The sequence below is a fragment of the Pseudoalteromonas sp. Cn5-37 genome, assembly GCF_021532495.1.
In the GTDB taxonomy this organism is placed as follows: domain Bacteria; phylum Pseudomonadota; class Gammaproteobacteria; order Enterobacterales; family Alteromonadaceae; genus Pseudoalteromonas; species Pseudoalteromonas simplex.
In genome coordinates, this window is the sequence record NZ_JAKGBA010000029.1 from 1 (window position 1) to 19,906 (window position 19,906).

The following is a 19,906-nucleotide window of genomic DNA, read 5'->3' on the forward strand; positions in this document are numbered from 1 at the left end:
ACCTCAAGCATGACGCGCAAGCCAAAGGCGAAGCAGGATGAACAAGGTCGGTATGTGTCAAACAAAGCCAAACAAAAGGCTGGGCTAAACAAGTCTATTTTAAACGTTGGCTGGCACATCATAGAGATTTACACCAAATACAAGGCCTACCAAGCAGGAAAAGCCGTCTTCAAAATACCCGCCCCGCATACCAGTCAGGAGTGCGCTATATGCGATCACACTCACCCCGACAACCGTAAATCACAAGAGCTATTTGTGTGCGGTAACTGTGGCAATACTGACAATGCAGATAACAACGCATCAAAGGTCATAAAGAAACGGGCAATTAACCTAATATTAGACACTGGAACGGTGTTGTCTGACGATGGAGTTCTAATAACTCAGGCAGATAGTGGACGTGGAGGCAATTGTAAGACTAGCCGAGTAAAAAGCTCGACTAGCGGTGTCCAACGAAGCGTCAAAAAAGAAAGGTTAGTAGCTTAGGCTATTATCTTGGAAGCTCGATGCCTTTAGGCGCGAGTAGTTCACATAGTTAATTGTTGAGATTGATGCAGTGCTTTTAGGGCCGATGGATCTGTAACATTCTCTGTGAGTTCATTGTAATACTTAAAAACCTTTAAAAGCTTTGGGCGTTTCTTTTTAGTTGTGACAAAATGTTGTCAGTCAACTTTAACCAATTAGTTTCATATTCCCATGTCTTTTTAAAGTCTGCATCGCTTCTTGAACTTTCAAGCATTTCTCTAAAATCGAAGACATCTGAAAAATTATCAGCCGTAACATCATACCTTCCATAACCTCGGTTTTCAGGCACAATATATTTTAAAAAATTAGATTTAAAATCAGCTATAGTGCTTACCAATTCCTCTGAATTATTTAGCCTTTCTTCTAAGAATTCTTTTTCAAAATCTGTAATTGTGCCTGTCGCTTCTAAAGCACCAGATTGGTTTATAGCGATTCCCCAATTTTTATTGGCCAATGAAGGGTTCTGCCGATTTACATCTGAAAGAAGTGAGTCATAGGGAGACAGCATTTTTTCTACCGCCTTAGGCAGACTACCTCCCGGCAAATATAATTCACCAGTAGCAACAGCTAGCTCATGCATATAGTCATCAACTGTTTTAGTTATGTCTATCTGGCTCGATGTCATCGTCAGCAGTTTGGTATACGTTTGGTTTAGCTCTGGAGGCGCGCTTTCATGATATACGTCATCCGCCAATTTTTTAAGCTCAGTTTCTAAAAGAGCCTTGCCATTTATAGGTGACTCTAAAGTCACATTTTGATTATTAAGTGGTTGCGGTAAACTTCCAGAATTAACCTTCATAATACGTCCCTGATTTAGTGATGTAATTTCATATCGGCCTATTCTGATGATTCTTTACATTCATCGTTTTTTAAAAAAGGCAGCCAAGCTAATTGTATTATTATTAGGGATAGATTATTCTTTAAAAACTTAGGGGAGTAGTCTCTTGCATTTAGCAAGGAAACTGTCAACAGTCTCCGAGCAACATCGCTCGTGGCAGTTTCGAACCGTATCAGGTTTTGACAAGACTTAAGGCAATGGGTCATTTCGGGCAGAGGTGGTTTATTGCCTTATTATTCCAGTCTGCCCTAAGGGTAAATAATGAAACTACGTCACTGCCAAAGCTCACTTCATTTTGTAAATAGACCTGCCATACGCCTTTCAGGTATTGCTATAGAGGGGGCTCAGTCATGGTTTTAGCTATGACAGCTATTATTGCGGGGTTTATCTTACTCGTATGGAGTGCAGACCGCTTTGTTGAAGGAGCGGCATCTACAGCTGGTCATGCTGGCTTGCCTTCAATTTTAATTGGTATGGTTATTGTTGGTTTTGGGACTTCGGCTCCGGAAATGGTTGTATCAGCAATGGCTGCAAGTGATGGAAACCCTGACTTAGCGTTAGGTAATGCACTTGGGTCCAACATTGTAAATATTAGCTTAATTCTTGGTGTAACAGCCATCATTGCCCCTATCACTGTTCAGTCTAAAATTGTTAAAAATGAGCTTCCCTTACTATTAGTTGTCGTACTTTTTTTGGGGTATTTGCTGTATGACGGCGCTTTATCAGTGGTTGATGCAAGTCTGTTGCTGGGCGGATTAGTCTTGTTCTTAGCATGGTCTGTGTACTCAGGTATGAAATCACCGAGTGATACCCTTAAAACAGAATTTGATACTGAGCTTAAAAGTCACGCCATGTCCTTAGGAAAAGCAATTTTCTGGCTCATCGTGGGCTTAACATTACTCATTATTAGCTCTCGCATACTTGTTTGGGGAGCGGTTGAAATTGCAACTGCGCTCGGTGTCAGTGACCTTATTATCGGCTTAACTATCGTTGCATTAGGGACATCTTTGCCAGAGCTTGCAGCTTCTATTATTGCCGCTAAAAAGGGAGAGCATGACATCGCAATTGGCAATGTTGTGGGGTCGAATATGTTTAACATCTTAGCTGTAATTGGTATCGCTGGTATTATTGAGCCTATCCCTCACATTTCTACAGACGTACTTTACCGAGATTGGAGTGTGATGCTTGTACTTTCCGTCATGTTGTTGGTTATGGCTTACGGTTTTGGCCGACAAGGCAGGGTAAACCGTTGGGAAGGTGGTGTCTTGCTTACTTCTTACATTGCTTACAATGGTTACTTAGTTAACAGCATCATTAACTAGCTTTCGTTATCAAATCATTTAGAAACAAACGCGTATATTATTTATATTTAAAGGGAAATCACCGATGGAAACCATCATAAACTTTTTTTCTGAGCACCAATTACAAATCATAGCGATAGCCAAGAATACATTGCTTACTATTTTCATTTTAATAGGAGCTAGTATTTGCTCAAAGCTACTTAAACGAGCTGTACATAAAGGTGTTTACCGATTGAGCAAGCATGATGAAATCATTACTAAGCTGCTTACCACGCTATCAGGCTATGTGGTTTATTTAATTGCAATTGTGATTATTTTAGATTTATTTGGAGTCAATACGGCCAGTCTTGTCGCACTCGTCGGTGCCGCAGGCTTAGCGATTGGTCTAGCCCTAAAAGATACGCTCAGTAATGTGGCTGCGGGGGTCATGCTACTTTTCTTAAAGCCTCTAAAAAAGGCAGAGTTTGTTGAAGTGTCAAGCTATACAGGGAGTGTAAAAGATTTAGGTCTATTTACCACTGTCCTTGAAACCGCCGATGGTGTTTTTGTGTCAATCCCAAATAGCACGGTTTGGGCAAATGCGATAAAAAACTTTACGAGAAACGAAAAGCGTCGCATGGATATCACTGTGGGTATTTCTTATGGTGATTCAATTGAAGATGGGCTTGCGGCATTAAGGGAGCTTGTTAGTGAAGAATCTCGAATTTTGATTGAGCCAGCCCCTCAGTATTTAGTCCACACATTAGCAGATAGCTCTGTGAACTTGCAGCTTCGTGCTTGGGTCGCTACACCACATTACTGGGATATATATTGGCAAACACAGCGTAAAATTAAAGATAAAGTGGAGAGCAAAGGGATTACTATTCCGTTCCCTCAACGTGATTTGCACATAATAAACGGCGATAAAAAATAATGAAAAACCTCGCTCAGTCCTAGCACGTTTCTCTATGATAGAGTGACAGGACTGGGCCTTTGCTTGAGAGCATAGCTCGCGTGTAATAATTTAAAAACAGAATTTACTATGCTCAAATATTGGTATAAAAACATTCCAGCACACCACAATAGTCCTGAGCTATTTTGGCGAAGCCGTTTGATCGCCCATTCTTTATTGATATGTACTGTGTACTTCTTTGTACTGACTGTTATCAATATCTTTAAATTCAACAGCTATGAACTCGCTTTGCTTGATGCGGTTGGGCTAACTTTGTCTATTTTACTATATGTTTGGTTCATTAAAAGCTCAAAAATTAAAGCGGTTTCATGGGCTGTGGTGTTATTGATTAACAGTTTAATACTGACATTTATTATCTCAATTAACGGCGCGGCCTATTCATTATTTTGGGCAACATTAATTCCTCCATTTTCATTTTATTTAGTAGGTCGAAATTGGGGAAGTTTACTTAGTGCGTTTGCTTTTGCAGTGTGTGCTTTTATAGTTTATGAACACTCACAGAATCCGGAACCTCTTAAAATTGGCCTTGGCTCTGTTTTTAATATTATTGAAGTTGCCATTGCTCACATTGTCTTATTTCGTTTCTATGAAAAAACTCGGTTTGCTGCTTATGATACGTTGGCTGAGAAAAATCAGCTTATTAAAAAACTCGCTGAAACCGATAAACTCACTGGATTGTTTAATCGAGAAAAACTAGATAGAACGCTTTCAAGTTTACTAAAAAGCTCGAATTTTGGTTTCATACTACTAGACATTGATTATTTTAAAGAAATAAACGATACCTATGGTCACTTGGAAGGCGATAAAGCGCTTGTCATTGTTTCAAATAAATTAAAGTCAGTATCTCCAAGTAAAGCGTTATGTGCTCGTTGGGGTGGCGAAGAGTTTGTAATCATCATTGAAGGGGCAACCTTAGATGAAACAAAAGAGATTGCAACGACCATTATTACAGATATAAATGGTATTTATTTTCACGAAAAAAGATTGTCAGTCAGCTGTGGAGTGACGGTCAGTCGTATTGATGATAATACGTTGACAGTAATTGAACGTGCTGATTCAGCTTTATATCGTGCAAAGGAAAATGGCAGAAACCGGATTGAGTGCATACTTTGATATCATTTAAATCTTTTCTAACTCACTTTTCAAAAACGATTTAGAAGAAGATTTCGGGGCAAATACTTTAAACTGTATTAACTTTAAACTGTATTAACTTTAAACTGTATTAATGTGATTACCAAGGGAGTCTGACGGTATAATTACCAAGCGACTTTGTCGTAGCAACACTAACAGCCTCCCTCCAAGTTGGCAACTCAGGCCGACTTGGGAAGTAACTCTAATTTAGCCAGCCTCAGTGCAGCTGTATTCATATTTTCTCTCAGCCAGACATAGCGCACACCCGCAGGACTTATTTCAACAGAGTAATTTGTCTTTAGTTGACGAGATACTTGAGCTTGCCCTAAATGTGGGTTTTGTAGACTGAACTCGATGACGAGCTTTTCTACTTCATCATCTGTTCGGTTTAAGTGACGATGATTGGGCGTTTCTTGGCGTTTTAGCGCATCAATACCGCCTTCCTTGATTAACCGCCTATGGCGGTAAATAGTGTCTCTTGATACGCCGCTAAGCCGAGAGGCTTCAGAGACATTCCCAAGCTTATCAGCTAATGCTAATACATCTAATTTCTTCTGTATTTCAATGTCCTCCATTGACGTTTTGATTGGCTCAACCACTTCATTGATCTTTAACTGACGGCCAGCGAAGTAAGCACTGAATTTACCTTGTGATTTACTTCGGATTTCAATCTTTTGATGAGCTATTGAATGCTTGAGCGGAGATTCAATGAAGTAAAACTTATTGCCATAGCTAAAGGTATGGTCATTACGGATCTTGCGATATTGTTTAATCACGCAGATGTCATCGAGATTAACATGAGGTGGCAATAGCTTATATTCCGAGTTATTCAGCTTAGATTTTACGGTTAGTTTTTTATGCCAGAACTGGGGAATAAATACGTGCCGTAGGTAGCTATTGGCACTAACCATATCGTTAATATTGTTTAGCCTTAATTCTGGTATTAAACGGTCTTGTAACGTATCGAAGGCTCGCTCAATTCGTCCTTTACCTTGTGGTGAACTGGCAAATATGATTTCAATACCAAGCTCTTCACAAGCACGTTGCATTTGTGAGAAGTTGCTACGTTTAGGCCCACCAAAAATGCCTGCTCTATCCACATAAAGCGTTTTAAAAATACCACGTTTCTCGATGATACTGCGCAAGACTTTTAAGCAACCAGCAGTGGTTTCTGATGGAAAGAACTCAGCAAATAGCTCACTCGTAGCATCATCTATGGCGGCTATGAGGCAAGACTTCTTATTGCCAAACCAACGATGCGGGCTACCATCCATTTGCAACATTAACCCAGCAGCTTCCATGCGTTCTCTGTGCTTATGAACTCGACTTCGTCTACGTTTAGCTCGCTTTACGTGATGAATGTCATGCGCCCAGCACCTGAGAGTTTCTCGTTTAACGACAATATGTTCATTGGCCTCTAGCAACTCTGCAAGATGAAGGAGGTTAAGATCATAATATTTCACTCGAATGAGTTGCTGTACGGTTTGCTTTAATTTATCTGGCGTTTTATTTACAGGGGCTTTACCTGTGTTGCCATGGATAATGAATTGAACACCAACCTTACGATATCGGTGAAGATACCGTTCAATCGTTCGTCTAGATTTATTGAGAAGTTTAGTGGCATTACCAATGGTCAAACGACCTTCAGCTACCTTGGCAATCACATCAACAGCCAACTGAGCTTTGGAATTCATCATGATCATCCTTAGACCTTTTAAATACTCAAATAGATATTTAAAAAGCACGGTTAAAGATAACCGTCAATTTCCCTTGGTAATTAGCGATTACGACAAAATCGCTTGGTAATTAAAGTACGACAAAGTCGCTTGGTGTTAACACTTTAAACTGTATTAATTCAGACAAGATCTGACATTCGGCTTTTGCAGCACGCTACCTAAACAAGCTTGTGTTCGTGAGTTACTCATTCCTCTTACACGTAAACAGCGTCAGTTTTTTATAGCCTCGTTGCCGAGGGTCCTAAATATGCTTTTGCAGTGTTGCTATGTATCTAGATGTTAGGAATGATGCAAACAATAAAGCAATAAAAGGTATGTATGCCCCAGCTGTAGGGTAAAAGTTAGGTAGGGCGAAATATACTATGACACCTACTAAAATACCTTTGGTTAGTTTCTTAATAACTAACATACGAGTCTTTGTTTTGTTACCGAATGTATAAGCCCTAATTCTCCAGCTATAAACACCAATAACTAGTTGAGCAAGTGCGAAAGGCACTAAAATATAAAGCCAAATCATTAAAAGGTTTGCTCTGTGTAAGATTTGGTATGTAAGCGTTTGTATGTTGTTTGTTACTCTTTTCACTAAAGGCAAAAGTTTTGCTGTTAGCCTGGCTAAAGGGTTTTTATCGTCTGTATCTCGATTTACTTTGTCTAAGAAATACTGCTTAAATCCTGACCTCACAATGATTGTGTTGTAATGCCTATACGATGCATCTGTAAGGTTAAGCCAATTCTTTTCACCGATGGCCTTGTAGCTCGCTTTAACTTCATTTTCTAGCATTCTGTTAAAGCTGGTGGGGTTTAAAGCAAGAATTTGTGCTGCCAACGCAAATAGAATAAAGATGAATAACTTTGAGTATTCTTTTTTTCTATTTTGCTCTCCAGACTTATCCTTATACAGGTCTTCGCTGTCATTCTCATAAATCATGACGAAAACGCCTCCTTAAATGTAAGGGTTTTACTTTCATCGAAATTAGGAATGCCGAAATAGAACAGGTGTGAACGCTTCACAATCTTGCTCAGTAGAAAGTGTTGTATCATCAGTAATGATTCTTGATTTAACTCTTTTTCAATCAAGTTTGGTTTAGCGCGTATTGCTGAGTTCTTGTGCGTGATGAGAAACTGGCTGATTGTCTCTAAGAGTGGGTCCCATACTGCAATACACGAGCCTGAGCCCCCTGTGTAGACCATAACATCGAGTACGGCTGTAAGTTCACTTGTAACCGTGAAGAGAAAGGCTTTAAAAAACTCTGCTCGGCTCAGATGTGAATTATGTACAAGAGAGTGCTGACCAGCTTTGTTAATGATGTGATTAAATAGATCTACATCTTGTTGTGGATGCTTCAATTCATCCCCAATAAAATCTAACAAATATCGAAGTGTTTCTTCCACAGCAGGTGCTTTCTTGTAGATGATCGAGTATATGTGCTTGTTATCTTCTGAAAGTGAATTATTCACATTGCTTTTTTTGTAGCATCTACTTTGAATTTTATATACTTTTTCTCTGCTCATCGTTGTATTACCGGTACTTTAGCTTTGATTGTTCTGCCGTCAGCAAGTCGTGCTACATATTGTAAAATAGGCAGCGAACCAAGTAGGCTTTCGTTAAATGCTTTGTCGTTTTGTTGTGTAAGCCTCTCAGCGTATGAGGAACCAAAGTCAGTCATGTCGTTTGTGTTCCCTGAACTTTGACCTAAAGTGATTTGTTGGCTGGTTATTGGCACTTCACCAAATTGGCTGGAAGCATATTCTTGAGTTGATGTGTCGTTTGCTCTCATAGAGAAGAAGTTGTTGCACAGACCTAATACACGGTTTGCAGTAGCTGGGTCTGTTTTAGCTTCAATATCAGCTTTAGTTTGGGTTGCAATAAACATTTGCATAAATGCTGCACGACCTTGAGCTAATAAGTTCAAAAGAGCATCATTCCCAGCAATCGCTGCATGTACTTCATCCACAAACACCGCTACTCGACGGCCTCTCCCTTCTGAGAAGTTGTATCGTGAACCTGCTACAGCAGCAATGTCAGCTAAAACAAGTTTACTTAAATAACCAGCTGTCTTTGTGTCGCTGAGAGAATCAAGCGCCATGTAAAGTAGTCCTCCATTTTCAACGATGTCTGAAGTGTCTACATAACGACTGTCTTTCTCTCTTATTTTCCCTGATTTCTTTGATACACCTTCAATGTGATTTGATGTGTAATCTATACTTTCACTTTCAGCTGTATCGTATCTAGTATCCTCATCACGCGCATCTAAGCTTTCTGCTATCGCCTCTTCTGGTGATATAAGCTCATCCATAGGTGTAGATGTAAGGACGCTAAAAATAGGAAGTAAATTAGCTGTCATCTTTTGCATATGCTCGGCGTTGTGCGTAAGCAACTGAATTATGCCATCCACTTCTGGTGATTGATGTTGTTGAGATATAACTTGTTGATAGTAATTTAGCATTTGCTCTAAACGAGTTTTCCCGAAAGAGCTCATTTTGGCGCTAAGTTGAGTCTCCCAATCTTCCCCTAAGCATTTAGCGTAGTGTCTTTCAAGGCACTTTTGAGTTAAGGCGGTTTTGCCTGTTGTCACATAACGAGCAATCGATTTGATTTGTGGTTGTATGCCCGCATAAAGCATCGCGTTAACTGTTGAGTTTATGACGTTCCAGTTGAATCGAATGAAGCTATCTTCTTTACCCGACTCAACCATAATGGATGCGATACGTTCAGCTATCTCAGTCGGTCTATTCCAGTTTTTAATCGGATCTATTGTGCAAGATGTAGATGGTTTCGAAGGGTGAAAGTAGTGGAAGTGTTCGCCCTTACCAAAATGCTCCATTTCCGCTTGTAAAGCTTTGCGCCACGATGAATCGTTTTTTGGGTCTAATACAATGACGGTATAGCCTTTGTGGATCATTGCGAGGCTAAGCAAAATGAACATTGTTGTTTTACCGGTACCAACATTGCCCATAATCATAGAGTGGCCAAAGAACGTTTCAGCATCTACGTATTGCCTTTCGGCATCCCCGACACCATCAATCCATGGCTTACCGCCAAGCTTTAACGTTTCTTTACGCCATTTTTTAACGAATGGTTTAAGAAATAGTGGAAGCTTCACCTCTTGTTTGTCAGAGTATAATCCTTGTATTTGATATGAGCGATTTGCATGCTCCACGCCCCATTCAAATCCATTTCCAATGAATATCTTGTTATTTCCCTTCTTTTTGTTGTTTGGATTTAGGATATTCTCTTTAGCCATGTGCTCTTGACGTATTGCTTTTATATCCTCGAATTCAATCTTGTTGAAGAAGATTTTGCACTGGCGTTTGACTAGTGGAATTGCCTTTAGAGTGTAGAGTCCACATTGAGCGGTGAGTATTGTAGTGATTCCAAAACCCACCATACCGATATGGCCTTCACTCTCAATAACGCTTGAAGTAAAGGTTACAACACCAGCGGCTAAAGAGGCGTAAGCCTTATTTAACTCATATACAGGGCGGTATAAATTTTCGTGGAATAATGGGTTACTACGTTCCTGCGTCATGTTTCACCTTAATATGTATGTCATTCTTATCTTGTACGATTGAACTCGACAAGATATTTGTTTCGCTGGCTTTGCTGTTTGTGACGGCATTAACAAGAGTTTTCTTATCTCTTATAGGTGCAATTAAAAAGCCGTCTCTTAACTCAACTTTTTCGTGAATAATGTTTCCAAATAATAATTCAGCAGTCTTAAGGGTTAAGCCAATAGCAAGCAGAGATTCAATATCTAACTTTGCTTTCTGAGATGTATTATCAGCTGCGGTTACATCTGAACTATCCTGATTTTCATTTGATTTCGGCTTTTTTTCAGCTTTTTGGTTTTGACTTGGTTCAAGCGACTTCGCTTTAACGTATTTACGCTTATTGATGATGAAGTAACGAATTAATGCTGGTGGCTTTCTTTCGATAAGCCCCGCTTTTTCAAGTTCGTTTTCTAGATTGTCGTCAAGGTTGTCTTTCCATTTATCATCAACAAGGTAGTAGTTTTGCCCATCGATTAAAATCGGCTCTAAGGTCTTTATGAACTCAATGGCTTTGGTCGTTGAAGTCACCTTAATACCACTCTTAGGTTTTGGGGCTGCTTTTTTAAGTGTTGTTTCGTTATTTTGCTTTTCCGGTACCTTTGCGCTTTGTTGGTTGGTTGGAGCAAATAGCTCACCATTAGTGTTCTTTGGTTTTTCCTTTTTAGGTTTATCTTTGTTTGGGCTATCCTTTTGAGCTGCTTTTGCTTTTTCAGATGGATTGTTAGGCTTAATGGGCTCTTCCGCAGTAGCTTCTCCTTTGGCTTTACTGGTATTAGGCTTGCCGTTTTTTTGCGGGCTTTTTGTTGCCGAATGCTCAACTTTCATTTCTAGAGAATCACTATTAGCTTTTAAGTGAGCCACAGCCTCATGAGCAATAACATTTTCTTCGCTTATGTATCGGTAACCCTCACTTGAGTAGATGACTGCGTTTAGCCCCATGTCGAGTTTTAATAGGCCGTAACGGTTTGGTGGAATAACTTCACCTTTAAGCAAAAATAAAGGCCACTCCAGACGAATAACGCCAATACCGCCCTTAAGATTTTTACTGATGAGTAAATCAATACCCTCAGACAGGTTAGTAACAGTTTCAAAAAAGAGCGCGTAATCAGTTTTTTCTTGCTTACGAAGAATGCCCCTATCCATCATTTTTTCACGCAAAAGACTTGGGTTGTTAGGAACAGTTGGATCTGATTGATGCATTTCCTTTGCTAACTCATTGAAGCATTCAGGCCACCGAAGGTATATCTCGTTATCAATAGCAATAGCTTTACCTTCTGTTAGCCATATTTTGGCTTTATCTTGCATTAGCTTAAGGATTTTCTCGTGTAATGCTGACTTCCTTGCGCCAAGGTCGTTGTCCCAAGTTGTTTGAATGTCTTTGGCAGTTGAAATATAGTCAGCTGAGCGAACCGCTCTTTGTAAGTAGCCATCTATACCTTGATAGTTTGCAAGGGTGGTGCTTATGTCTTCAAGTAAGTTGCCAGGGCATGTGCCTATGTACCTCTTTGCATCAGGTGTGAGGATTTGTTGAAATATGGGTTGCGGAGAAACTTCATGCCCCTTATGAATTCTGTCTTTTCTCCATCTAATGCCAACTTTTGTTATTTTGTTTTTTTCTTTCCAACTAACAAGGTCCTCTATAATTGGAATCCAGATATTATTTGGATTGCTTTTATCGTAAATATCCATATCAGTTTGCATCTTCCCGGCATCGTGCACTAAGCCGCAAAGCCATGCGGCGTACTGATATCTTTTTGTTCTTTGTCTCTCGATGTCTAGAGGGAATTCTTGAGGGAGGAATTGAGACTTTGCTTGCCTTAATGCCAAATCAGCTACTTGTAAACTATGTTCAATTAAGCCGAACTCTTTAGCATGGTGATAACCTTCAGAAGCAGGAAGGTTGCCACAATATCTAGCGTAGTTTTTAATCGTATCTATAAATAGACCCTGAAAGGTTAGGTTCTCTTTTTCCCAATCATGGCAATTTCCAAAACAGTAGCGAGTTTGAGCAATTAAATATTTATTATCATCAATGATCTGATTAACTAACTCTGGGCTATTCGAACTATCAAGATCTACATTGCACTTCTTTGCGTCATCTCTCATCAAGCGAGCGGCATTTTCACTTTGAACGATTAGATACTTTTTCTGAACTTTAAAAAAAAGCTTAATTAAAATAGTAAAAGGAATAAGTAAAAGCTTCATATTTCTCTCTGGAAAAATTAGGCGGTTTCCCGCCTAGTCATTTTAAGCTGCGTTAACTTTTGAGTTGCTTGACTGTTCGGTTTCGCTCTTAGAGTCTGCAGTAGGGCTATCCAATGAAGTGGATTTTGAGTCAGTCTTTTTTTCTTTGTTTTTAATTGAAGCTTTGGCTTTAATTTCTTCGTTTTGTTTTAAAATAAGACTGTCATCTACATACAATTCTAGACCACCTCGAATTAACGAAATTAGTTGGGTGGATTTAAATCGACCCCCACTTCTGTCTTTACCAGGTGATGTAGCGTTGCTAATTTTTGCTACTAATTTTCGTAATAGACCAATCGCTCTATTGCTGTTTTCATGACGACCTAAATCTGTAACAAAACCGGTTAACCAAAGATTTTCTAATTCTGCTACTTCATTATCTAAAGTTTGAATTAAATTTAGTAACTTCCAAGTGACTGGATAGCAAACTGGTACGCTTGATTCATAAGAGCTTGGTGTCATAACTTCTGGTGATTCTTCTAAACCGGCATTTTCCATAAATGCTTCTTTTTGTTTTTGTATACTTTCGATTTCTTGGTTAAACCAATCAGCAAGCTCTGACTCCCAAGCGCTTACTTTCGAATAGAGCTCATTTTCTGTAGTGGTTAACATTAATAATGAACCAATGCGTTCATAAATATTTAATGTCCGGTCACCTTCGTTTTTCCAAAAGTTATGGATGGTGTGTGATTTGAACTGGATATTAGTAACAAATGTTTTATGGATTAGTTGGTCATTATTGATCATGATTTTCTTCCTCAGCTGGAGCGATAAATAGTGTTTTAGAAAGTTTGCAGATCTGCTTTTTCAAACTAACTCTGGATGAATGCAAAACTTCAAGTGACTCCCTTAATGGAGCAAGTTGCATTTCAGTTTCCCAATTAATTTTTGCGTGGCCATCCTCGCAATTTTTACTCAGTTGTTTTTCGGTATATCCTTTTTTTGTTGGTGGAATTTCTTTCCCCCAATGCCTATTAATTTTCTTGATAGGTGAGTACTCATGAGAAACCCAAGTGATGTAAAATTTTTCAGAGTTTTTTCGCTGCCTAACTTTTACTTGTAATGTCGATTTTTTAAAATAGCCCGACTCACCATTAATTTGATCTATAAGAACTCTCCTTTTTTTGTGTTGGTCACAAATATCTTGCGCACTTTCTACAATTGGTTTTTCAGCATCCTCGATCGCCTCTAAAACTAATTTCAGCACTTCTATTTCTGTAGACAGCATCTTTAACCCCGAACTTTAATTGAGACTTAATTATGCTTTGCAAAAAGATAGCTAAAGTCGAATTTTCAAACGTATATTCAAAAAAATTAGCCAAAGCACGTTTTTAAATGTGGCGAACCGAAAGTTGAAGTGAACTAAACCTCAAGGGTGTAACTGGGAAATAAATCTAGAGCAATAAAAAGGCTTGCTCTATTTAGATGCAAATAAAAGTTTTCTGCGTTGCGAAACTGCCAAGGAACACTGTGAAGGGGGATTGTTTTTTGCATCATAGATACGCAAAAACTTGTCATTGAATGACATTGGTTAAATTAACTTTTTTCTGCATCATAACTACGCAGAAAAACCGTATTTATAAATTGGGGAGCAATTGCGGCAGGTTTAACATGTAGCCAAACCGACTGTAAATGTTGAATGGTTGCATCATAATCTATGCAACGGAATACCTGTGAGCTTTAAGTCACCTTGTTTTAAACGGTTCTAAAGAGGATAGTTAAGGAAAAAAATATCATTTACGGTTACTGCAATAAAACGAAATTTTGAATCATATATGTAGCAAACAAACTTAAATTATTTGAAATCTAAAAGTTGAGGGCTTTGATGCTTACATCATCAATCTACTCTACGTCTTTTTGTGTGTTGATTTATTTACTTAGAAAAACCTGGCCTTAGCTAACAGAGGGGTTACCCATAATTTTATGAGCATGTTGCTATAGGCAGCGTTGGTATCATGAATAGCAATTTTAGATTTTATAGAATGTGAAGGGCCTTACCTAAAAACTAGAACTTGAATAACCCTCTTTTAAAGTTAAGTGCTCACAATCCGTATAGTGGATAGTGTTAGCCAGTAAAAGATAAAAATCACTTTCCGCAAAGCGGTTAAATTGTTCGCTATATGTTTAACTCATCTTTCATATGCATTATGAGTTTTAAGTACTTTGAAGCTTCAGATAGGCTCATTTAAAGTCCGCCATATGAACCATGGTAAACTTAAGCTTATTCCTCTTAAAGGATGTCGTTGCTGTTTGGTTATTTCCGCACTATGGAAAAACTGCTTCCAGTATTCTTCCGTATATGAACAGGGACTTTGTCTGGTGGTATTTTCGCTGATAATCAATTCTTTCACGATTTTGTTTTTCACCTAGGAAAATAAAAGCATTAGTTTTGCACCATTCTGACTTGATTATGGTTGGCTGAAAGTCTTCACTTCTAGAGCCGTCATGCTCAACATCATAGTGCCACATGCTTAAATCGTAAAACTCAGTTCCGAATTCATTGAAGTATTCATTGAATAAATTAATTTTCTCTATTAGAGCATTAAGGTTTGGATGATCTCTACTAGGGCGAAGGGAGAATGCTACTCCATATCGAAACGAATTATTTTCAAAGCCTATGTTAAATTGAAGCTCGGCTCGACCTCCGAAATGAGCTCCCCAATTTTTTTACTCCCCTTTGGTCAAATACATACTTTGAGGGAGCTCCTGATAAAGAATGAATATTTTTCCTCAATTCTTGAAGGTTACCCAGCTCATATTCTGTGAGCATTTCATTAATTTTATTTGCAATGTGAAACAGAGATTTCATTTAAAGACCTAAAAGTTATACCTGAATTGAGTATTACATTTGGATTGTTAATGGCCAACTTTGATTTTTGATAACAGTACTCGACTTAAATGTCTGGTTATAAAGTATTAGTGATTGTGGTTGTGTTTATTTTTTAAATCATAATGTGGCGATTTATAAATAAATTAAAATTTACAAAATCAACCGTTTAAAATTTCTATAAATTTTAATTGTGAATTATACACTTTGTATAGTTGCCAATTTAGTGAGCTTCTGTTTAAAATGTAGCTTCATTGTTAATAATTTTTTATTGGTTGTGTTATGGAAAATCGAAGTCAATTTTTGGATGAAGCAATATCTATTCAAGTTAGTGCGTTGCTTCTAGTGAAACATGCTGCAGTTGTAGATATTCAATTGGCTGCGCACCTTTTCTGTATTCAATCTGAAGCTGATGTAGTTGCTATACGTGATGCAAGTACAATGGCATTGCAACGACTTGCTAGAGAAAAAACAGTTATTAACGCGGCATCGCTTGGTCTGAATGGAATTAAACAAATGCTAGATGCTATTAAAAGTGCTGAGAATAATGATTCAAAACTTGGCAAGCTTAAAAACTTAGCTGCAAGTACCTCAATCGCTGTGGTAGGGAATTAATTATGAATGCAGTTAGTTCAGAACTCATAGGTTTAGTGGATGGAAGAAGTGTTTCATATAATATAACAAGGGACATTTCACTGATTGTTTCGCTGATGTCTCTTAATGCAAGACCTGCTCTTGTTGCTGAGCTCTTTCCTTATATCAAAATTGGACGCTATAAAGAAATAAAAAGGGAAGTAGACACTATTTCTTCTAAGCCATTTGAGTTCAAGAAAATTGCAAATTCGGTTGGGTATGGATGGGTTGATTCAAACCGCGAAGGATTTTTGATAGCGAATCTACTATTTAATGAAGCTAAAGCTCTTTACCCTAATTTTGATTTTGATAATCAGAATGTTTTTGCCGATATGCTTGTTAATGTTTGTATAAGCTTTAATAAGCGATTCCAAGATTTGGTCGACCCAATTGACATTAATCAAGTTAATTCATTGTTTTGTGGAATTTCTAAGCAGGACTTATACCCAAATAGATGCTCATGTGGCCGCTTTTATTTAAGAACAACCCAAAGCTTCACTTCTTCTTGTCCTTGGTGCCGTTGTGGTGTTAATCCTAAATCAGTGAAAACAATAAAACTTAAAAAAGTAAATATCCATCATTTCGTTCAAGAGCAATCAGTTCGAGTACAACACACGCAAGTAGCTAAAATTTCGTAGGTTGAAAGGAATGAGATTCTATTTAAGTTTAACCATTGTAGCATTGGGAGTAATGAATGCTGGCTTTGTGTCTGCTAAAAGCTCACCGGTTTCTGGAACAGAAAAGCCTAGTAGAGGATGGCACTTTTACGAAGATCCTGAGCTTGTAGATGAGGAAAAGCAAGAAGTTCCAAAGGCGCAACCTCCTTCTGCACAGCCAAATGACAAGAAACAACCAGAAATGGTTGAAATTAATTCAGCATGGTTAAAAGAAAACCTTCCTAAATTACTCAATATAGCTATTGATGATCCTAGTACAGAGAACATTTCTAACTATTATTACGCACAACGTTTAGCTATCGACAAAGCGAATGCATTTAGCGATCAAACAAAAGAATTTTTTATGTTTGAAGAGCAACTTTCTGAAAGTAACCGCCGACCAAATTCAAGTAATGCGTTATTTGCTCATAAAGTAAAAACAAATAAAGATAAAACCAAAGTGTTCAATTCTTTATTCGATAAAGTTGGGCTGTGGATGTTCTATCGTTCTGACTGCCCGTATTGTCACCAACAACTTCCTGCGATGGAGTCCTTAGCTAAGATAATGGGGGTTGATGTGTTAGCAATCTCAATGGATGGCATTCTTTTAGATAAAGAGTTCCCGGGAGTTAAGCATGTCATCGACCCTAACATGACTTTGTCTCGAAAGTTTCAAGTGAGCATTACCCCTACAACAATGCTTGTCTCAAATGATGGTCAGCACTTTCAAACAATTAAATATGGCATGGCATCAGGTAGTGAACTTGTTCAAAGAGCATTCTATGCAGCAAAACGGATGAACCTCATTAGTGAGGAGCAATTCGTTAAAACACAAGAAGTGAAAGACATTCTTGTGTCAAAGGAGCCTTTAGTAGTTGAAAAGCAAAAGTTAGAAGACAACCCTTCAATTCTATCTGATCTACTCAGAAAGCGGCTTAATGAGATTAACCTTTCAACGACATCAAAGGCTCAGTAATGTTTAAAATTAATAAATTAACAGTGCTAATTGCACTTAGCGCTTTGTCTCCATCAATTCATGCTTCAACTGTGATGGAAGATGTCTTTACTGAAGCTGTAACATTTCAAACGACAACTGCTACTTCATTCAGTACACCAACAAGAAACGGTATTAGTTTTGGTGGGGCTTCTTACAGAGTAAAAGGGGTAAGAGCGAATGTCGTTAATTTCCAACCTCCGAAAATATCTGGAGGCTGTGGTGGCATCGATTTTTTTGCTGGAAGCTTTAGCTTAATAAACTCCGACCAATTAGTGCAAATGGGAAGGGCGATTGCACAAGGTGTACCATCATACGCCTTTAACTTGGCTTTAACTTCAGTTTGTCCCTCATGTAGTAAGTTAATGTCAGACCTTCAAACAAAACTTGATGAATTTAATCAAATGACAGCTAATGGTTGCGAAAAGGCTGTTGGATATTTGGGAGATCTGAAATTAGATGACGGCACAAATGCAGTCGATACTTTCAAGAGCTCAGTGCAGTTTGGTGCTTTAGAAGGACTCGCAAATGATGCTTCAGGTTGGTTAACAGATAGAGGTGAGGCAAACGCTACAAAAGGCGATACAGATAATACAGCTGTTAAAGCAGAAAAAAATGGTGTCGAAGTAGAAGTTAATACAGCTCATCATATTCTAGTGAATGCAAATGTCAGTGCTTATACCCATTCCTCAATCTCAGGTTTGGGTGGTGCAAACTTAAAAGACCTGATCATGTCGTTAACCGGTACAACAATTTCTAGAAAGTCTGGAAGCACAAGCTCGACCGATACTGGGATTGATGTAATAACTAAACCTGCAACTGTCTCATTAAGAGATATTTTCGAAGAGTCTGATACAGGCTCAATTAGAGTAATGAAGTGTAAAAGCACAGATCCAAATTGCTTAAACCCTATTGAACAAACTATCTCAAGCAGAGGCTTAAAGTACATTTTTGATGATATAGCAGAAAAGCTCGTTGCCAAAATTGATAAAAGACTGAATGTAGCTCAGACGGCAGATGAAATAGCACTACAAGCTATTGCAGATTTAAATGCTACAGAGTTAGTTAGCGCTTTAAAAAGCCCTCGGTTGGCCGCAAAGACATTATCATTGACAGCGCAGGAAGCTGTAGCTCAGCAAATAATAACGGTACTTCAGGAAGTGCTTCATAACATCAAGTCAAATTCATCTGTAGGTGTATCACTAAAAGGGGCTGTTGCTAAACCATATATCGAATCACTGGATAAGCTCAATGATGATCTTGATAAAATGCGATACAAAATAGGTGAAGATTTGAAGTTGGTTGCTACGCCATATGCGGTTACCCAGGCAATGAAGTAATTTAAAATTAGCTGGTGGGTTTAATGCTCATGTATGATTAAGTTGTTGTGTCAAAGCGCCTTAACAAATATACGGAAAATTTGTTTGTTAAGACGCTTTTTATTGAAGATTGCAAAGAGGGTACTCATTAAAAGTACGCTTAGAATAATAGGTGAGTTAAATCAATAACTGAAGGCAAAATATGGCGGAATCTAGAGAACTTAGAAGCTTTTGGAAAATGGTGATAGCTGTTTTATATATAATTTATCTTTTGCATATCTACGTCACAAATAGGGTTGTTGCTCTTCTCAGTGATGGTACCCCAAATACGACATTAATTTTACGAGGTTGTACATCAGTTGAATGTCATATCAAAGGTACATTAAGAACAGATCCAATATCTTTGGAAAGCTACATTTTGAAAAGTGATGGAACAAAGCTTTATTTTAATCGCGATGAAATTTCAAGTTTGTCATGGCCAGTTATAGGTGCCAATTCTGAATAAGCTTTGTAATCTTGCTACTCTGGTTAGAGACAGGTTATAAACGATCTAACAAGATAATGCTAGCCGAGTTTGAATATTTTAATGATACTGTATTTTGTTTGGTGCTAAATGATCCAGTAATTCCAAGCAAGCTCTTTATTTCATTATGAGCCCATTCAATGAACTTTTGTGAGCCACTACACAAGCCAATACAAAAGCATTTATTATTTCTTTGGTAATATTTCCTAACCCATTCATCACCTTCAATATAGCCTGCAATAAATGCCAGTACATTAGTTGATTGAGATAATTTAGGTGGGCTTATAGTTAAACTTTTCTTACGTACAATGCCAAACTGTTTTAGTGGTTTAGCAATTACCTTAGAGGTAAATCTAACTTCAACCATAACCGCGTTACTTGCAGAAAACCGGTAACTTAAGGTGTTCCCAAAATCTAAATACTTAGCAAAATCGATCAAAATGAGCTCATTGTTAATGTGTTGAGAAAGGCCAATACGTTTATCACCATCAACCCATCCATCTGCAGCAATAAAGCCAGCCCAGAACGCACTTTAAATTGATCCGTCAGAAAAACATTCATCATTTACTGCAAAGCGGCCATAAGCGAGTTTTTTAATTTCAAACTTGGGGTTAAATCCATCTTTACTGGCTGGAAATTGTTGAAGAAAGCTAGGGCCTGTTGAACTTTACTGTACAT

General features: G+C 38.2%; 18 protein-coding genes. 9 read left to right on the top strand and 9 right to left on the bottom strand.

The genetic code is table 11. The features are described from left to right. On the top strand, positions 1–483 hold a 483-nt coding region (locus L1266_RS19085), incomplete at its 5' end, for a transposase (protein ID WP_235378151.1). Positions 484–616: 133 nt separating this feature from the next. On the opposite strand, the gene L1266_RS19090 is transcribed toward L1266_RS19085, so the two are convergent. Continuing rightward, positions 617–1,321, bottom strand: a complete 705-nt coding sequence (locus tag L1266_RS19090) for a hypothetical protein (protein WP_235378152.1) — start codon at positions 1,319–1,321, stop codon at positions 617–619. 389 nt (positions 1,322–1,710) lie between these two features. Here L1266_RS19090 and L1266_RS19095 point away from each other — a divergent pair, with 389 nt between their 5' ends. From L1266_RS19095 to L1266_RS19105, 3 genes are all read left to right on the top strand, one after another. Further along, positions 1,711–2,682 (top strand): calcium/sodium antiporter, encoded by a 972-nt coding sequence (locus L1266_RS19095; RefSeq protein ID WP_235378153.1) that lies wholly within the window; start codon positions 1,711–1,713, stop codon positions 2,680–2,682. Positions 2,683–2,746: 64 nt separating this feature from the next. Then, positions 2,747–3,574: a mechanosensitive ion channel family protein gene (locus L1266_RS19100; RefSeq protein WP_055022483.1), complete on the top strand. Its 828-nt coding sequence runs from the start codon at positions 2,747–2,749 to the stop codon at positions 3,572–3,574. A gap of 108 nt (positions 3,575–3,682) precedes the next feature. Next, positions 3,683–4,726: a GGDEF domain-containing protein gene (locus L1266_RS19105; protein ID WP_138558834.1), complete on the top strand. Its 1,044-nt coding sequence runs from the start codon at positions 3,683–3,685 to the stop codon at positions 4,724–4,726. A gap of 197 nt (positions 4,727–4,923) precedes the next feature. Here L1266_RS19105 and L1266_RS19110 read toward each other — a convergent pair whose 3' ends face one another. From L1266_RS19110 to mobI, 7 genes are all read right to left on the bottom strand, one after another. Continuing rightward, positions 4,924–6,447, bottom strand: coding sequence for an ISNCY family transposase (locus L1266_RS19110; RefSeq protein ID WP_235378154.1), 1,524 nt, complete (start codon positions 6,445–6,447; stop codon positions 4,924–4,926). Positions 6,448–6,721: 274 nt separating this feature from the next. Continuing rightward, positions 6,722–7,408, bottom strand: coding sequence for a DUF4400 domain-containing protein (locus L1266_RS19115; RefSeq protein ID WP_138558833.1), 687 nt, complete (start codon positions 7,406–7,408; stop codon positions 6,722–6,724). Continuing rightward, positions 7,405–7,992 (bottom strand): hypothetical protein, encoded by a 588-nt coding sequence (locus tag L1266_RS19120; protein ID WP_171040475.1) that lies wholly within the window; start codon positions 7,990–7,992, stop codon positions 7,405–7,407. The genes L1266_RS19115 and L1266_RS19120 overlap by 4 nt, the downstream gene beginning before the upstream one ends. Beyond that, the gene (locus L1266_RS19125) at positions 7,989–10,010 is read right to left on the bottom strand and encodes a type IV secretion system DNA-binding domain-containing protein (protein ID WP_138558831.1); all 2,022 of its coding nucleotides are present in this window, start codon (positions 10,008–10,010) and stop codon (positions 7,989–7,991) included. Before L1266_RS19125 ends, L1266_RS19120 begins: the two co-directional genes overlap by 4 nt. After that, positions 9,994–12,237, bottom strand: coding sequence for a MobH family relaxase (gene mobH / locus L1266_RS19130; RefSeq protein WP_138558830.1), 2,244 nt, complete (start codon positions 12,235–12,237; stop codon positions 9,994–9,996). Before mobH ends, L1266_RS19125 begins: the two co-directional genes overlap by 17 nt. Before the next feature lie 42 nt (positions 12,238–12,279). Then, entirely contained in the window at positions 12,280–13,023 is a 744-nt protein-coding gene (locus tag L1266_RS19135) for a hypothetical protein (RefSeq protein ID WP_138558829.1), read from the bottom strand. Further along, complete coding sequence (mobI, locus tag L1266_RS19140; protein ID WP_138558828.1) at positions 13,013–13,504, bottom strand: conjugative transfer protein MobI(A/C); 492 nt, start codon at positions 13,502–13,504, stop codon at positions 13,013–13,015. The genes L1266_RS19135 and mobI overlap by 11 nt, the downstream gene beginning before the upstream one ends. A gap of 1,881 nt (positions 13,505–15,385) precedes the next feature. Here mobI and L1266_RS19145 point away from each other — a divergent pair. From L1266_RS19145 to L1266_RS19165, 5 genes are all read left to right on the top strand, one after another. Next, positions 15,386–15,718: a hypothetical protein gene (locus tag L1266_RS19145; RefSeq protein WP_138558826.1), complete on the top strand. Its 333-nt coding sequence runs from the start codon at positions 15,386–15,388 to the stop codon at positions 15,716–15,718. Positions 15,719–15,720: 2 nt separating this feature from the next. Beyond that, positions 15,721–16,374, top strand: coding sequence for a hypothetical protein (locus L1266_RS19150; RefSeq protein ID WP_138558825.1), 654 nt, complete (start codon positions 15,721–15,723; stop codon positions 16,372–16,374). Between the two features lie 10 nt (positions 16,375–16,384). Then, positions 16,385–17,368: a conjugal transfer protein TraF gene (gene traF, locus L1266_RS19155; protein ID WP_235378155.1), complete on the top strand. Its 984-nt coding sequence runs from the start codon at positions 16,385–16,387 to the stop codon at positions 17,366–17,368. Continuing rightward, positions 17,368–18,726, top strand: a complete 1,359-nt coding sequence (locus L1266_RS19160) for a conjugal transfer protein TraH (RefSeq protein WP_235373820.1) — start codon at positions 17,368–17,370, stop codon at positions 18,724–18,726. Before traF ends, L1266_RS19160 begins: the two co-directional genes overlap by 1 nt. 181 nt (positions 18,727–18,907) lie before the next feature. Beyond that, a complete protein-coding gene (locus tag L1266_RS19165; protein WP_036973894.1) occupies positions 18,908–19,210 on the top strand; it encodes a hypothetical protein in 303 nt (100 codons plus the stop codon). Positions 19,211–19,244: 34 nt separating this feature from the next. Here L1266_RS19165 and L1266_RS19170 read toward each other — a convergent pair whose 3' ends face one another. After that, the gene (locus tag L1266_RS19170; protein WP_036973893.1) at positions 19,245–19,667 is read right to left on the bottom strand and encodes a hypothetical protein; all 423 of its coding nucleotides are present in this window, start codon (positions 19,665–19,667) and stop codon (positions 19,245–19,247) included. Positions 19,668–19,906 lie beyond the last annotated feature (239 nt).

Coding starts and splice junctions, on each gene's coding strand:
- L1266_RS19135 (WP_138558829.1), bottom strand. CDS start 13,023: ATGATCAATAATGACCAACTAATCCATAAAACATTTGTTACTAATATC.
- L1266_RS19090 (WP_235378152.1), bottom strand. CDS start 1,321: ATGAAGGTTAATTCTGGAAGTTTACCGCAACCACTTAATAATCAAAAT.
- L1266_RS19110 (WP_235378154.1), bottom strand. CDS start 6,447: ATGATCATGATGAATTCCAAAGCTCAGTTGGCTGTTGATGTGATTGCC.
- L1266_RS19165 (WP_036973894.1), top strand. CDS start 18,908: ATGGCGGAATCTAGAGAACTTAGAAGCTTTTGGAAAATGGTGATAGCT.
- L1266_RS19100 (WP_055022483.1), top strand. CDS start 2,747: ATGGAAACCATCATAAACTTTTTTTCTGAGCACCAATTACAAATCATA.
- L1266_RS19095 (WP_235378153.1), top strand. CDS start 1,711: ATGGTTTTAGCTATGACAGCTATTATTGCGGGGTTTATCTTACTCGTA.
- L1266_RS19115 (WP_138558833.1), bottom strand. CDS start 7,408: ATGATTTATGAGAATGACAGCGAAGACCTGTATAAGGATAAGTCTGGA.
- L1266_RS19160 (WP_235373820.1), top strand. CDS start 17,368: ATGTTTAAAATTAATAAATTAACAGTGCTAATTGCACTTAGCGCTTTG.
- mobH (WP_138558830.1), bottom strand. CDS start 12,237: ATGAAGCTTTTACTTATTCCTTTTACTATTTTAATTAAGCTTTTTTTT.
- mobI (WP_138558828.1), bottom strand. CDS start 13,504: ATGCTGTCTACAGAAATAGAAGTGCTGAAATTAGTTTTAGAGGCGATC.
- L1266_RS19125 (WP_138558831.1), bottom strand. CDS start 10,010: ATGACGCAGGAACGTAGTAACCCATTATTCCACGAAAATTTATACCGC.
- L1266_RS19145 (WP_138558826.1), top strand. CDS start 15,386: ATGGAAAATCGAAGTCAATTTTTGGATGAAGCAATATCTATTCAAGTT.
- L1266_RS19105 (WP_138558834.1), top strand. CDS start 3,683: ATGCTCAAATATTGGTATAAAAACATTCCAGCACACCACAATAGTCCT.
- traF (WP_235378155.1), top strand. CDS start 16,385: ATGAGATTCTATTTAAGTTTAACCATTGTAGCATTGGGAGTAATGAAT.
- L1266_RS19120 (WP_171040475.1), bottom strand. CDS start 7,992: ATGAGCAGAGAAAAAGTATATAAAATTCAAAGTAGATGCTACAAAAAA.
- L1266_RS19150 (WP_138558825.1), top strand. CDS start 15,721: ATGAATGCAGTTAGTTCAGAACTCATAGGTTTAGTGGATGGAAGAAGT.